Raw genomic sequence first — 15,413 nt, 5'->3', positions numbered from 1 at the left:
GTTGGTTGAATGAATGCAATTTAGGCTGCCCGAACAGAGGGGTAGAGGGGGTAAATCGTTTAAAAAGGGGGTAGAATCATATTCTACCCCCCTTATGGGGGGTACTATTTTAAGGAGTCAGCGCGTACAATAATGTTATAATCCCCGTTGAAGGAATGGCGGTACTTCTTTATGTAATCTGAGGGGTTCATGCCGAATAATTTGACGAATTGTTCCCGGAAATACTTGATATCCCCGATGCCTACCTGCATAGCCGCCTGGTTGATGGTATAATTCTCTTTCAGCATTAACACGGCTGCCCGTCTTAAACGGATGGACCGGATAAAGGAGTTGATGGTCTGGCCGGAGACGGCTTTAACCTTTTTATAGAGGCTGGAATGGCTCATGCCGATGGCCTGGGTGAAAGCCTTGATGGAAAACTCCTCGTTATCCAGGTTTTCTTCCACGATGGAGATACATCTTTTCAGGAAATCCTGGTACTCGGCGGGTACTCGTATGCCGCTGTTCTTTAATGTGATCTGGTCCAGGAAATATTGGCGCAGCTGGTTCCTGGTTTTCAGGATGTGCTCCACCTTCGCGAGCAGGAGGTCCTTTTCAAAAGGTTTGGTAATATAATCATCTGCGCCCCCTTCGATCCCTTTAATCTGGACATCAGGCGAGGAGCTGGAAGTCAGCAAAATGACAGGAATATGGCTCAGGTGATCCGTTTTGCGGATCCGGCTACAGAGTTCCATGCCGTCCATACCGTCCATATGCAGGTCGCTGATCACCAGATCGGGCATGCATTTGTTGACCATGGCAAAGCCGGCATTTCCGTTATCGGCTTCATAGATGATGTATTTATCCCCGAAGATCTGCTGGAGGTATTTCCTGATCTCTTGGTTATCGTCCACCAACAAAATGGACCATTTCCCGGTTACCAGCTCCTCGGCTGCCGGTTCGCGTTTGATCCAGTCTTCCTGTTCTTCTTCCTGGCCCTGGGGACCGGTTTCTGTGTTCAGCTCTTCCAGGATCGCTGATTTGGGGGCTGCATCTCCCACAAACCAGGATTCGGGCAGGTGGCCGGAACCTTTCTTTAAGCGGATAAAGAAACTGGTGCCTTGATGAAGGGTACTTTCGTAGGAGACGCTGCCCTTATGGCCTTCAATAAAATGTTTTACGAGGTAAAGGCCGATGCCAAAACCGGTTTGCAGGCGTTCCGGACTGCTGTTAGCGCGTTTGAATTTCTCGAACACCCCTGCACCCGCTTTTTCGTCGATCCCGCAGCCGGTATCGCGGATGCTGATCAGCACTTCTGTTTCCTTATTTTCCAGCTCGAAGGTGATGGCGCCGCCTTCGGGTGTGAATTTAAAAGCGTTGGAAAGCAGGTTGAAGAGCGCTATTTCGATCTTCTCATAATCGGCGTAGATATAGCTTTCCGTTTCCTTGTTCACGAATTCGTAGCGGATCTGTTTGGCTTTGGCCTGCTGGCTGAAGCAGAGGTATACTTCGTTGCAGAGCTCTACGATGTTGGTGCGGGCAATTTTTAACTGATCGCCGCCCGCATCGGCTTTCCGGAAGAGGAGTAGTTGGTCTACCAGGCTGAGTAAGCGGCGGGAATTGCGGTATACTACGTTAAGGTCGGTATGCCTGATCTGTTCTTCCTTTTGCTGGATGAATTCCTTTAATGGGTTGATGATGAGCGTGAGCGGTGTTCTCAGCTCATGGGAAACGTTGGTAAAGAAGCTGAGCTTTCTTTCGTTCAGCTCTTTCTCTTTTTCATTTTCCAGGTGAGCCAGTTTGATCTCATACTTCAGGCGTTCCTGGCGTGTTTTGTATTGTATGTAAAAATAGATGGCGGCTGCCAGAACGGAGATGTACAGCAGGTATGCCCACCAGGTTCTGTACCAGGGTGGGAGGATGACGATCCTGATGGTGCTGGCTTCCTTGCCCCAGGTGCCGTCTGTATTGGTGGCTTTTATCTTGAAAATATAATCGCCTTCCTGCAGGCGGGTGTAGTTGGCCGTGCGGGCTTCGCCCACGTAGTTCCAGCCTTTGTCCCAGCCTTCCAGGTAGTAGGCATAACTGATCTTATCGGGCGAGGTATATTCCAGCGCTACAAAATCCAGGGCAACGGAAGCTTTGCCGTACGGGATCCGCAGCTCGGTGACATCTTCCATGGTACGGCCGGAAACGTAGGTGGTGTCTTGTTCTACGGGCGTGTTCACTACTTTGATACCGGTGAGGCGTATGGAGGGCGTATTGGCTTGTTCATACACACTGTCGGGATAAAAAATATTAAAGCCTTTGATGCCGCCTACCATCATTTCGCCGGTACGCAGTTTCATGGCAGCGTTGTAGGTGAATTGATTGCTTTGCAATCCGTCTGACTGGGAGAAATTCCGGCAGGTCCGCTTCACCGGATCGAAGCGGGACAGGCCATTGTAGGTGCAGAGCCAGAGCTTACCGCTGTTGTCTTCCAGGATACGGAGGATTGAGTTGTTGGGCAATCCGTCTGCTTCAGAGAAGCGGGTAAAGTGGCCTGTGCGCACATCAAAAAGCAGGAGGCCGCCTGCGTCGGTACCCAGCCAGTAGTTGCCTTGCTTATCTTCATGAATAGCGCGTATGGTGTAGCCGATGTTATAGACCTTATGGTGTTTACCGTTGCGGTCGATCTTTATAAGGGAGGAGTAGTTGCCGCCCCAGAAATTACCTTTACTGTCTTCTGCCAGGCATTGTACATTGGAGATGTTCTTGTCGAAGAGCTCGAAGCGGTTGGCAGCGCGGTTAAAGGTATAGAGCGTACCATTGTTGGTAGTACTGGCCCACAGTGTTTTTTGGGTGTCTTCGTACAGTACCCACACATTATTCTCTTCTGCTTTGGTGTAGGGATTCAGGCAGGTAAAATGCTCAAATGTGCCGCTGGCTTTATTAAAGCGGTTGATGCCGCCGAACCAGGTGGAGAACCAGATATCTTCCTGCTTGTCTTTCAGGATGGTAGTGATAAAATTACTGCTGATACCCTTGCTGTTCTGCGGATCGTAAGTGTAATCCCTGCAGGTGTTGGTTTCGCGGTTCCAGTATTTCAATCCGCCGCCATCGGTCCCTATCCAGAAATAGCCGTCTTTATCTTCGCAGAAGGAGAAGATAAAGTTGTTGGTAGGACTGCGGGAGTGGTTGTTATTAAAAGCGTAGAGCTGGAAAGGCGCCCGTTTGGGCTCGATGATATTTACGCCGCCGCGTAACGTGCCGATCCATTTTCGCCCGTCTTTATCTTCATAAATAGAGTAGATCACGTTACTGCTGAGCGGGTGTTTGTCATCGGGGAAGGTAAAAGCAGTTGCCTTGCTTTCGCCTGTGTGGAGGAGGAATACGCCGTCGCCGTCGGTACCTATCCATAGTACACCGTTATGATCTATACAAAGGTTTACGACTTTATAGCCATCTTCCATGTAGCTGGAGGAGAAGGTGTTTAGATGCGGGTTGTACTGGAAAAGACCGCTGTTGGCGGCGAGCCATACGTGGCCCTGGCTATCTGTTTTAAGAGAATTGCAGCGGGTGATGCTGTTGTTCACCAGGGTGAGGGTTTTGCTGCGAACATCGTAGCGGCAAAGCCCTTTATTTTGTACGAATACCCAGGCGGATTGTTTTGCAGCGTCGAAATCGATGCCCATTACTTCATAGTCGGACAGTTTTTCAGCGCCGTTCTGCAGGACGATCTGGCGGCCTGTTCCGCCGCCGGAATTAAACAGTACAAGGCCATTGCTTTCGGTGCCTATGAGGATGATGTTGGCCTTATCTGATTTGATCACATGAATGTTGCTGCTCAGCTGCGCTGCTTTGGCGGCGCCTGCGGGGAGGTAGTTAACGGCGGAGAATTTGTCGTTAAAGGGATTGAGCACGCAAACGCCTTTCCTTCCGCCTATCCAGAGGCGGTGTGTTCCATCCTGTTCTATGGTCCATATCCCGTTATCTATCAGGGAGGTAGTGTCACCTATTTTGTTCCGGTAGATCTTAAACCGGTAGCCGTCGTACCTGTTTAGTCCGTCGTAGGTGCCGAACCACATAAAACCTTTGTTGTCCTGGTATATGTTCACTACGGCATTATTGGAAAGGCCGTTCTCTATTCCCAGGTATTTGATCGGATAATTGGCGGCAGAGAGGGTTTTCGTTAAGATCAATAATACCGGAAATAGCCAGATTTTTCTTGTCCACTCACACATACATCGATTTTAGATGCTGTAAAAATATTGAAAAAGCCGCAATTAGATTGCGATATTGCTTTTGTCCCCTTTTTTATTAAACTGTCAATTTAACACTTTTTGTTATTATTTTGGAGCACGTTTTAGCAGTGAATAGATTTATATTTTCCTATAAAGAAATGAGTACGTTATGGTAAAGACTTCGGTTTGCTTACAGCTGTTTTTGATATTGAGCATTAGCGCCTTTGCGCAGCAGAACGGGAACCCTGTGTTGAAGGGATATTATGCAGATCCTGATATCATGTATGCAGCGCAAACCCGGAAATTCTATATCTATCCTACCAGCGATGGATTTACCAACTGGACGGGCACTTATTTCAAAGCGTTTTCTTCTCCTGACCTGGTACATTGGAAAGATGAGGGGGTGATACTGGATCTTGCGAAAGATGTGAGCTGGGCGAAAAGAAATGCCTGGGCGCCGTGTATTATCGAAAAAAAGATCGATGGACAGTATAAGTATTACTATTATTTCACGGCGGCGCAGAAGATAGGGGTAGCGGTGGCGGATCGTCCGACAGGGCCGTTTAAAGATTCCGGGAAGCCCTTGATCGATCAACTGCCAGAGGGAGTGAAGGGAGGACAGCAGATAGACCCCGATGTGTTTACAGATCCTGTTAGCGGGAAGAGTTATTTATACTGGGGGAATGGGTATATGGCGGGCGCCCAGCTGGCGGATGATATGCTATCGCTGGTTCCGGGCAGTACGGTTATACTTACGCCTGACAAGACTTTCCGGGAGGGAACGAATGTGTTGTACCGAAAGGGGAAATATTACTTTATGTGGTCTGAGAATGATACGAGGGACCCGGATTACCGAGTGAGGTACGGTATGGCAGATGGCCCGCTGGGAAAGATTGTAGTACCGGAGGACAATTTGGTGATAGCGAAGGATACGGCAGCGGGGATCTATGGAACGGGGCATCATTCGGTGATACAGGTACCGGGGAAAGATGAGTGGTATATTGTGTATCACCGGTTTCACTACCCGGATGGGATTAAGATGGGAGAGGCTGCGGGATATAACCGCGAAGTGTGTATAGACAAATTGGAATTTGACGGGCAGGGGAGGATTGTACGTGTAAAACCTACACATAAGGGAGTGGTGAAAGGAGTGGCTCCACGGTAAATAATCATCGTTTTAATAAGGAGGTTAATCCATGAGGGTAAAAAGTGCATGCGCTTTTTACTAAGCTTGCATGCGCCTATACCCAAGCTTGTATGCGCTTTTACCATAGGTAGGACTAGGATACGACTAAGCGCTTGTCCGCGAAGTACGAGGATAACACGCGGAGTAGATTAGGATAATAGGAGGAAAGGGCTTGGATGACATGAGGATAAGCTGCGGTGTTTATGGCGTATTGATGTGGTCAAGACGGTCATTTTTGGTGATTTAGTTCAAAATGTATCTTTTTGTGTATAAACGTACTTTTAGTGACGTTTTAGGTTGTCATATTTGGGTGATATTTCTTTTCGCAGATACCTTCGTTCCGGTAGTTTAATTTTTTACTTTAAAAACAAAGTTATGAGTAAGCAATGTGGGCCTGTTTATATAACAGGCACGGTAAAGGGTATTTGTTATTACAGGATGAACGGAAAGTATTATGCGAGGAGGGCGAGTACGTTGAGCAGGAAGCGGGTGAAAAAGGACCGGGCTTTTGCGCGGACAAGGAAGTATGCGGAGTTGTTGGGTGCAGCGTCGGCGATAGCGGCGCGGGTTTACCGGTTGTTGCCGAAGGCGCAGAAGAGATTGGATTTATACCGGGCGATGACAGGGCAGGCAATCGGGATGTTGAAACAGGGAGTGAGCGAGGAAGAGGTGAAGGGGCGATTGGAGGAGCTAGTGAGGAAGGGAATGAAAACAAGGAAGTCAGCGCAGCCGGTGGTGCGGATGCGAGGGGAAATGGGCGGGATGAATGTGGTGAGGGCGGTATGGAGGAGGGGAGCGAAGGGGTTACGTTACGAGGGGAAAAGGAGGAAGGTGGAGGCGTTGGTTTGGAGAGTGATGATGGGGGAGAGGGAGTATGAGGTGAGGGTGGGGGAGAAGAGATGGGTGTCGTGGTGATGATTATTCATACAGCGGCTATTTATATTGGGTGTTAAGGTGTTGATTAACTACCTGGACATCCTTTGTTCTTTCTTCGGGTAGCACTTTTAATGAAGTTAGTCTTCCATCTTTTAAAATACCTTCTACAGTTGTATTGTATGGCGCGTGCAGTTTGAAATGAACATTCCAGTCAAGCGGCCATGCGGGGAAAAGATAGATTTTCTTTCCATCTGTCTGCATTAGCATTTCCTGTAGTCCTATCATGCCTGATCCTCCCTGGTTATGATCTGGTGTCCAGTCAAAGCCGGGGCCCCAGAATGCGGGGAACCTCGTAGTGGCATTCTTTAGTTTCTTAAGCGTATAAGCGGCGGCGGTATCGGTGAAGCCTAACCGTGCGCAGAAAATGTTGTCCTGTTTCCAGCCTAAAGCACTGCGGTGTTTAATCGCCGTAGTATCATACAACCAGGTATTGCGGGCGGTGTCCAGACCAGGTTTGCCGATGCCGAATATTCCATACGGGAATACGGGATAGAGCTGAGGGGTTTCAACGTTATTGATCCGCTCCCAGGTTTTGGCAGGCGCAATGGTTGTATGTCCCTGGATGTTACGATAGGAGAGTGGGGGAATGCGCTTCCATAATCCCTGCAGTTGGGCGCGTGTGCTATCGGGAAGATAATGTGCAGGCAATTCCAGCATCCTCGAAGTGACTGTATATAATCCGGCAACGGTAGTAGCGGAATTGTATGTCATTTTATAAGTTTCGCAGGCAGAGCCCGGGTATAGCACCAGGTGGCCCTCCCCATCCAGGGCTTTGGAGCCGCGGTGTTTGGCGAGGTATTGGTAGTGCTCGTCGAAGAAGGTAAGGCTGTTTTCGATCAGCGGTAGATAGGGGGAGATATCGGCTCCGGAGAAGCGTTCCATATCGAGTATCATCAGGCAGAATTCCAATACAGTATCCCATTCATATTCCAGCCAGCTATTATACTCCACGCCTGGATCGGCATAAGGGGGCCGTTTCCAGCCGTATTCGCTGGCCGCGGGAAGGCCAAAGTTCTCCATTTGTTCGGTGAAGCAGGCGCCGCTGTGGCCCCAGTAGAACTGGCTCCTAATCTCGGCGTTCCGCAGTATGCGAAGATAGAATTCAAACTGTGATCTCATCAGGTCGAAATCGCCGTTTTTGAGCATAGGCCAGTATACCAGCCGCTGGTTCTGTGCAGTGAAGGTACCGCCACCCCAGTTGCGATGATCGGGAGTGAAGGGGTATTTCGGGTTTACGAATACGGGATCGTAGGTGAAAAGTCCGCCGTTAAATCTCGTAGGGTATGCGCCGTAGGCGTTGCAGCCCAGCATATATCGGAACAGCTGATAGTTCCGGCCGGTTTGCCATTCCGCGGATGCGGTATCGTTTTCGATGAAAATATAACTTCTGCTCCAGTATTGTTGCCACCAGGCTTTGGTTTGCTGAAAGGCTGTTTTAGCGGCGTTGGCTGTCTTTTGCTGTTGATACAGGTCATTGATCCAGGCTTCATAGGAAGGAGCTTGTTCTGTATGCAGCAGTACATGTACCCGGTGTTGCCGTGAAGGCCGGATGCTTTGAAGCTGCCAGCCGGTGTAGGGGGTATTGATGTATTGCCCGGAGGTAGTGTCTGCAGGCTGCATGTTGTCTCCCCACATCATACCTCCTGAAGTGAGCCCCTGCAGTGGATTCCAGAGTTGGGATTGTACGGATTGCAGTCCTTGCTGTTGTACAGTGAAGTTAAATATGAGGGCTTCGTCCCTGTTGCGGTGACAGAAAAGTACTGCTTTGTTGCGGAAGGCAATACTGTCGTGGTAAGCGGTGACGGTCAGCGGAGCGCCTTTATAGCCTGCGCAGGCAACCAGTTCCGCCTTGGCCAGCTGGCGGTCGGAGGTTCTCCAGGTTTCGTAGGTGGCGGTGGCGCTTACAGGTTGATGGCTGTTTACTTCTATATGCGCCACGGGGTGGTGTACATCCACCCATACCCGGATGTCTGTACGTTGTTTCCCTTTTTGTCCGCTGATGTCTATATAGCCTTCTTCCAGGTGAAGTGTTTGCGTGAATGAGGTCCCTGCTTCGAACGGGTTAGGTGAGAGTTTTATCCTGATGCGGCCAGCTTTCAGGAAAGTATTGTTTTCATCAAAGGAGCCACTGCGTGAGAGATAACAAAGCAGTGCTCCGTTCTCCATCCATACATTCAGGCCGATATCTCCGCCACCGCAGGGCATGGATTCGCTGGAGTTGTGGCTCTGGCTGTTCCATGTGATATTATATGCGTCCAGTGCAGGGCGCTGGGCAAGTAGCGGCAAAAACCCGGTTGTTGCAACAAAAAGGCAAAACAGTTGTTTAGTACAAAACATAGTGGCGTGTCCTCTGTGAGAAAAATAATCATTAATTTCAGAAAAATCATCCTTGTAAATCAACCATGAAACCTTTTGAGAAACTGTTTACAGTCTTGATGGCTGTGTATCCATTGTCTGATGTATTAAAAGAATTTCTCGCCCAACGCGTAAAAGTGCTCAAGTTTAAGAAGAAGTATATTCTGCTGAGGCCTGGGGAAACGGCAAACTACATCTATTTTATCAGCGAAGGTATGCTCCGTGCCTACTATACGGACGAAAATGGCAAGGAACAAACATTCTGGCTGATGAAGGAGCTGGATATGATGGCTTCAGCATTCAGTTTTTTTACCAGGCAGCCGGGCGATCTGACAATTGAAGTACTGGAGGAGTGCGAATTAATAGCTATTGATCACGATACGCTAGAGGCGGTCTATAGGGAATTTATAGAATTTAATGTGATAGGGAGGGTGTTAACCCAAAAGTATTATGCGCTCAGTGATGAGCGCAATATGATATTAAGAATGACGAATAGGTCCGATCGTTATTGGTATTGGTACGAACGTTATTCAGAGTTAGAGAACAGGGTAAAACAGAAATACATCGCTTCTTACCTGGGTATGAGAAGTGAAACCCTGTCGAGGGCAAGGAAAAAAAAGCCAAAACATCGAAAATGATGATTTAGATCAACGTTTTTTCAAAAAAAGGGTTTTAGCTTTGTTTTACTGTTTTAGCTGAAACAAACGCACAGAATATTTTATTATCCCCTGGACCATATCCCCGGTAAACCAAAATCTTTTTATGAAAAGGATAGCCCTTTTTTCATTGGCCATTGTTTGCCTTGTTTTTAGCTATTGTCGGAAAGATAGCCCTGTAAAAGGAGAGGATAATAGCTATCAAATTACTATCGAAGAGGCCAAAAAGTTCTTTAATGAGGAACTGGCCAATACAAGCAAACTTACAAAAAGGCATGCGCTTATAGATAGGCCCGACTGGCAGCATGCTGCAGTAAAGCAAGCGGGCAACAGGGAGGTTGTGATAGTACCCCTGGTATTTAAGAAAGATCTTACTATTAAAACAAATGGAGACAGCGTTGCGCTGTCAGTTCAATCCTTAACAAAGCTGTTACTTTATAAGAAAGCCGGTGATCAAATTGTGTCGGAGCTAGTCACTACCATTCCAGATCAGGCCTTCCTTAGTAATAAGGATGCTGCGAGGCGGTTTACAGGCATGGTGTGGATTGAGACCTGGAATGGTAGTGCTATTGGTGGAAACAGGTATGCGGCGGATGGGAGTATTACCGGCTTTGACCTGGGGAGAGAGGTGACACAGGATTCGTTAGTGAAGAAGGCAGATTATGAAGAGCAGTGGTGTTATGTGGATTTCTATTATTGTGTGGATGCGTCGGGGTATGTGACTTGCAGGTATAATTTCTCGCAGGCGTATCGCTGTGGTGGTGGGTCTACCGTGGTTGGTGGATTGCAAGCCGGGCTTTATCCGGTGTATGGCGGTGGGAATACTGGAGGGAACACTACGCCACCGGGAGATGCGACGATTGGGATAGGGTTGAATACGGTGATATTGGCGCCGCCGGATAAGCCGATAGTGGATGTGTATCAGTATAAGAGGTGTTTTAATAGGGATAGTAGGAATACGTATAGGATTATTTTGTACGTGGATCAGCCGAAGGCGGGGACAAGGGCGTTGGTGTCAGATGATGATGGGAATACGGATTACGGTGCAATTAAAAATTCAACTAAAAATTTTGGGCATACTTGGATTGCTTTTGAGGAAAAGAGACCTAATGGAGCTATTGTCCGAAGATCACTGGGGTTTTGGCCTAAAACGGATATTGAATTTTCTAGTCAGGCTGCTCCTGGAATACTTAATGATGATGGTGGAAGAGATTATGATGTGAGTTTGGAGATAGGGTTAAGAAAGGATGCCTTTTTTGATTTATTAGACGATTGTAGTATGGGAAATCTGGAAAGGTATAACCTTAATATTAATAATTGTACTGGATGGGCAATTGATAAGCTTTACGACAACACGTCTATTTCTTTGCCAAAGACAATGGCTTCTTGGGGATTGGGTGGCGGAGAAGGGCCTACACCGGGAAATTTAGGCGAGGACATTCGGCAAATGAATTTAGGAATAATTCTTAATAATTTAAAAGTGATAAGTGTAAAGCGGAATGTATCGAAGGGCATAAGTTTAAAAAATTATGGAAACTGCCCTGTTTCAAGTGAACCATAATAATGATGGTTATAGGGTATGAAGTTTGGTTATTCTCATTGTAACTACCAAAAATTAAAAGACATGAAACTATTTTCCATTTCTTTAATATTTATTTTCTTGACAATTTCTTCTTCTTGTCGTTTTCTCAATTTTACGTCAGAACCTAAGTGGGAGAATTTGACGAGTTTTAGGATGTATGCATTTAACTATGCAAAACCCTTAAGCCAGCTCAAGGACAGTGAAATGGACACTCTTATTTCTATTGATATCCCCGTAGAGGAGGCCAAGAGAATGTTTGAAGGTAGGGTGAAACCTACTTATAGTCTCCTGTTGTACAAGACAATGATATTATGTAGGCTGACATTTAAGGATGCACCAGATAGACGCTTTGTCATCAGTAGTTATGGCGCATTTTTTAGTGACTTATATGCCGATCGTCTATATAAGGTGAAGCCGGAGTACCATGACGAGTGGAGAGAATTTGTATCAGGTTATGAGCGCATGTTACTCGATAAAAACTACCGGAAATATTATCCCAACGAAGACACTACACAATGGTATCGAGGCGACTAACTAACTAAACATCTTTTTCTTCCAACACTGAACGAGCGATTACTATCAACATATGAGAGGTTTCTACCTCTCCAGCGATTTTATTGTCATGAAAAAATTAGGGTTTTCAGATTGAAAAGCACAAAACAAATCCGGGGGTATCCACCTCTTGGTGTCCTATTATCCTTTTATCGAATAAAGTTCTTTAAAGCAAAGGTGTAATACTATGATGGTTAGGAAGAGGGTCTCTACCCTCTACAGTTTTCTATTCATCACTGAATGTAGGGTGTAAGAGAAGGAGGGTATCTACTCTCCTTTACATTATTGCTGTTTCATTGAATTGAGATAAATATAAATACAAAGAGGGGTGTGTACCCTCCTCTATTGTTCTTATACCTTAAGTTTTTCTAGTTTAATCATAACATAGAGATGTAAAGGCAGGAGGGTATCTACCCTCCTCTACTTTACCTCATCTTTCAAACTATTGGAATAGGCATATTTGGTTGATCATAGTTTAGAAAATTGAGTTAACATAAAGGAGGGTGTCTACCCTCCTCTATTTTCCCTTTGCCTGAAATCTTTTTGGGTATAACAAGCATTTTCACAAGTGACAATAGGAGGGTTTCTACCCTCCTTCATTTATCCCTTATATCTTTAAATTTTTTGGTTATTCATAGGATCTAGTTGAGTTCAGGGAGGATTTCCACCCTCCTTCATTTTCCTTTATTCTTCAAATTATTGGTGTTTTCATGTTAAGGTTAATGACTGATTAGGCAGGCGGAGTTTCTACTCCGCCTTTTTCTATTCCGGCAACGTTTGCGTAAAAAAATCCTCTTTTAGCTGCATATTTCCGTAGTTTGACCCTTGCCGGTAGGCTAAAATTCCATGTTGATGAAAGTACTAGCCATTAGCATTCTTATATTCTTCTGCACTCTCCCGCTGTCTGCACAGGACAAACAATACAATATCGTCGTGGCCGCAGACGGAACAGGCGCATTTACTTCCATACAGGCTGCCGTTAACAGTATCCGGGATTTTACCCCTCTGGCTCCCATAAAGGTCTTTATTAAAAACGGCGTCTACCACGAAAAGCTGGTCATTCCCAGCTGGAAGACAGGCATTCACTTTATTGGCGAAAGCCGCGACAGCACCATTATCACCAATGCGGATTTCTCCGGAAAGCCCTATCCCGGAAATGATTGGATGGGAAAGGATAAATTCAACACCTTTAACTCCTACACCGTACTCCTGGCTGGCGATGATTGCAGCCTGGAAAATATCACCATCGAAAATGCCGCCGGTCAGGTAGGGCAGGCCGTTGCCCTCCACGTGGAAGGTGACCGCTGCATCGTCAGTAACTGCCGCCTGCTGGGTGACCAGGATACCCTGTACGCAGGCAGGGAAGGCAGCCGCCAGTATTATACAGGCTGTTACATCGAAGGCACTACCGATTTCATATTCGGCGCCTCCACCGTGCTTTTTAACAACTGTACCATCCACAGTAAAAAAGATTCTTATATCACCGCCGCTTCCACCACCAAACGTCAGCCATATGGCTTTGTATTCCTGCATTGCAAATTGACAGCAGATACTTCGGTCACAAAGGTTTACCTGGGACGCCCCTGGCGCGCTTATGGAGCGGTAATATTTTCGGAATGCTGGTTGGGCGCTCACATCCTCCCAAAGGGATGGCATAACTGGGACAACGCCGCAAACGAACAAACCGCCCGCTATGCAGAATATAAAAATACAGGTCCCGGCGCCGGTACAACAGGACGGGCGGCATGGTCGCACCAGCTGACAGCCGCAGCGGCCCGGAATTTAACGGCCGCTACCATCTTCGGCGGATGGGATCCTTTGCAGCATTAATGGGTAATCGCTACCATGCTTTATTATAGAAATGTGAATATTGTTTTTGTTTGATGAATAAGTGTTATTGCAACAATTATATAAAGATTGCCCTCGGCATATTACTATTATTCGCCCTGCCGCTACACGCCCAGCAACAGCCTGTCATCGATTGGGGAGGAGATAAGCTGCTGAACGCTTATCTTATGCAGCAGCTGCATCAGCGTTATGCGCTTCGCGCACAGCAGGTGCAGAAAGCGATGCAGTCTCCCGCAGCAATACGGGCCTACCAGCAACAGCTACGAACAGCTTACCATCAGCTACTTGGGACCTTGCCTGTTAAAACGCCGCTGCAGCCCCTAATAACAGGGCATGTACAGCAGGAGGGGTATCACATTGAAAAGATCGTCTACCAGAGTTTCCCTGGACATCATGTTACTGCCAGTCTCTATGTGCCATCCGGCAAGGGACCATTTCCTGGTCTGTTGCTGTTTTGCGGCCATGAGCCGGAGGCAAAGGCCACGCCTTCTTACCAGGAAACAGCTATCCTCCTGGCGAGGAAGGGTTTTGTAGTGCTGATGATCGATCCGGTTTCGCAAGGTGAACGCCATCAGTTAACAGATAGTACCGGTCGTCCGCTTACGAGAGGTGGCACCACTGAACATACTTTGCTGAACGCTGCCGCAGCGCTGGTAGGATCCAGCGTGGCGGCATATGAGTTATGGGATAATGAGCAAGGACTGGAATACCTGATCAGCCGGAAGGAGGTAGATACCACACGCATCGGCTGCCTGGGCAATTCTGGCGGTGGTACGCAAACGGCTTATTTTATGGCCTTTGACAGTCGTATAAAAGCGGCCGCGGTTTGTAGTTATATCACCACCAGGGAAAGAACCTTCGAATTGGCCGGCCCGTTGGATGGTTGCGTGCAGATCCCGAACGAGGGAAAGATGGGAATGGAGATCACTGATTATCTGCACCTGGTGGCGCCCAAGCCACTGCTGGTGCTTTCAGGCAGATATGATTTTGTGGATTATACAGGCGCGGAACAGGCGTATAATGAGGCAAAGCAGTGTTATCAAACATTGGGCGCTGAAGATCACATAAAGATGGTAACGGTAGATGATGGCCATGGCATCTCCCAACCAAAGCGGGAAGCAGCAGCTACTTGGTTCAGGAAGTGGTTCTATAAAGATGATCAGCCGGTACAGGAAGCAGCGGCTACAGTATTAGCACCAGCTCCGCTTTTTGCTACCAGGACGGGAGAGGTGAATAGCAGCTTTCCCGGAGAGATAACGGTACAGCAGCATATACTGCATCAGGCAGTAGCACTTTCGAATAAACGGCAGCAATTCCTGCGCAGTGTGAATAGCAAGGCTTTTGCGGATACGCTGAGATCTTTATTAGGGATCGCACAAGAACGCGCCGCGGTACAGGTAGAACAGGTGCAGCCGGTAGGCGGGCAGGTAGAAAGGTTATTATTGAGATGTAATGGTGAACCGCCACTTCCGCTTGTGATCATCCGCCCTGCGCCAAAGGCGCCGGTGAAAGAGGTGATCATCTACCTGCATGATGATGGAAAGAAAGAATTGCAGGACAGCACTGCACTTGTTCAATCCTACCTGCAAAGAGGATACACCTTGGTACTACCCGATCTGCGCGGTATGGGCGAAACCGCTGATAATCAAGCTTTCAATCCATCTAAATTTTATAACAAGGAATACCGGAATGCTATTTCATCCCTTCACCTGGGCAAACCTTTAATGGGGCAACGGGTGACGGATCTGTTAATGTTACTCGACTATCTCCGGGCAGATAGTTTGCTGGGCAAGTCCAGCGTAACGGTGCGGGCATCCGGTTTGAGCGCACTTGTAGCCCTACACGCCGCGGCCATCGATGATCGCATCCATCATTTGCAGGTAGACAAATACCTGCCGTCTTTCATGGAGATCAACCGGAATGTGATTGAAAAGAACTGGTACAGCTATGTCATACCAGGTGTGTTACGATATTATGATGTTCCGGATCTGGTCAGGATAGTTGATAAGCGGTTTGCATTTCCGTAATTATCCGGTTATGTTTGTAGGTAGTATACTATAGTATAGATAACGTTGTGGAAATTCTTAATCTTTTCG

9 protein-coding genes are annotated in these 15,413 nt (G+C 47.3%); 7 read left to right on the top strand and 2 right to left on the bottom strand.

What is annotated here, in order from left to right:
- Positions 1 to 104: 104 nt before the first annotated feature.
- Complete coding sequence (locus ACR9Y8_RS11095; protein WP_481213331.1) at positions 105 to 4,160, bottom strand: hybrid sensor histidine kinase/response regulator transcription factor; 4,056 nt, start codon at positions 4,158 to 4,160, stop codon at positions 105 to 107.
- 211 nt (positions 4,161 to 4,371) lie between these two features.
- Between ACR9Y8_RS11095 and ACR9Y8_RS11090 the strand changes: the two genes are divergently transcribed.
- Together ACR9Y8_RS11090 and ACR9Y8_RS11085 are read left to right on the top strand one after the other, a co-directional pair.
- A complete protein-coding gene (locus ACR9Y8_RS11090; RefSeq protein ID WP_481213330.1) occupies positions 4,372 to 5,367 on the top strand; it encodes a family 43 glycosylhydrolase in 996 nt (331 codons plus the stop codon).
- A 396-nt stretch (positions 5,368 to 5,763) separates the two neighbouring features.
- Positions 5,764 to 6,303 (top strand): hypothetical protein, encoded by a 540-nt coding sequence (locus ACR9Y8_RS11085; RefSeq protein ID WP_481213329.1) that lies wholly within the window; start codon positions 5,764 to 5,766, stop codon positions 6,301 to 6,303.
- An 18-nt stretch (positions 6,304 to 6,321) separates the two neighbouring features.
- On the opposite strand, the gene ACR9Y8_RS11080 is transcribed toward ACR9Y8_RS11085, so the two are convergent.
- Complete coding sequence (locus ACR9Y8_RS11080) at positions 6,322 to 8,610, bottom strand: DUF5703 domain-containing protein (protein WP_481213328.1); 2,289 nt, start codon at positions 8,608 to 8,610, stop codon at positions 6,322 to 6,324.
- A 116-nt stretch (positions 8,611 to 8,726) separates the two neighbouring features.
- On the opposite strand from ACR9Y8_RS11080, the gene ACR9Y8_RS11075 reads away from it, so the two are divergent.
- The 5 genes from ACR9Y8_RS11075 (at position 8,727) to ACR9Y8_RS11055 (ending at position 15,344) form a co-directional block, all read left to right on the top strand.
- Positions 8,727 to 9,317: a Crp/Fnr family transcriptional regulator gene (locus ACR9Y8_RS11075; RefSeq protein WP_481213327.1), complete on the top strand. Its 591-nt coding sequence runs from the start codon at positions 8,727 to 8,729 to the stop codon at positions 9,315 to 9,317.
- A 124-nt stretch (positions 9,318 to 9,441) separates the two neighbouring features.
- On the top strand, positions 9,442 to 10,896 hold the full coding sequence (locus ACR9Y8_RS11070; RefSeq protein ID WP_481213326.1) for a hypothetical protein: 1,455 nt from the start codon (positions 9,442 to 9,444) through the stop codon (positions 10,894 to 10,896).
- Positions 10,897 to 10,959: 63 nt separating this feature from the next.
- Entirely contained in the window at positions 10,960 to 11,451 is a 492-nt protein-coding gene (locus tag ACR9Y8_RS11065; RefSeq protein ID WP_481213325.1) for a hypothetical protein, read from the top strand.
- 870 nt (positions 11,452 to 12,321) lie between these two features.
- The gene (locus ACR9Y8_RS11060) at positions 12,322 to 13,299 is read left to right on the top strand and encodes a pectinesterase family protein (protein ID WP_481213324.1); all 978 of its coding nucleotides are present in this window, start codon (positions 12,322 to 12,324) and stop codon (positions 13,297 to 13,299) included.
- A 53-nt stretch (positions 13,300 to 13,352) separates the two neighbouring features.
- Entirely contained in the window at positions 13,353 to 15,344 is a 1,992-nt protein-coding gene (locus ACR9Y8_RS11055) for an alpha/beta hydrolase family protein (protein ID WP_481213323.1), read from the top strand.
- Positions 15,345 to 15,413: the final 69 nt, after the last annotated feature.

Source organism: Chitinophaga sp. SVR4-12A (assembly GCF_056754765.1).
Note: the sequence above shows the minus strand (reverse complement) of the source record. Positions and strands in the feature narration are given on the sequence as shown.

What these genes read in the sequence shown, in the direction of transcription:
- ACR9Y8_RS11090 (WP_481213330.1), top strand. Translation starts at nt 4,372, where the DNA reads ATGGTAAAGACTTCGGTTTGCTTACAGCTGTTTTTGATATTGAGCATT.
- ACR9Y8_RS11075 (WP_481213327.1), top strand. Translation starts at nt 8,727, where the DNA reads ATGAAACCTTTTGAGAAACTGTTTACAGTCTTGATGGCTGTGTATCCA.
- ACR9Y8_RS11055 (WP_481213323.1), top strand. Translation starts at nt 13,353, where the DNA reads ATGAATAAGTGTTATTGCAACAATTATATAAAGATTGCCCTCGGCATA.
- ACR9Y8_RS11070 (WP_481213326.1), top strand. Translation starts at nt 9,442, where the DNA reads ATGAAAAGGATAGCCCTTTTTTCATTGGCCATTGTTTGCCTTGTTTTT.
- ACR9Y8_RS11065 (WP_481213325.1), top strand. Translation starts at nt 10,960, where the DNA reads ATGAAACTATTTTCCATTTCTTTAATATTTATTTTCTTGACAATTTCT.
- ACR9Y8_RS11085 (WP_481213329.1), top strand. Translation starts at nt 5,764, where the DNA reads ATGAGTAAGCAATGTGGGCCTGTTTATATAACAGGCACGGTAAAGGGT.
- ACR9Y8_RS11060 (WP_481213324.1), top strand. Translation starts at nt 12,322, where the DNA reads ATGAAAGTACTAGCCATTAGCATTCTTATATTCTTCTGCACTCTCCCG.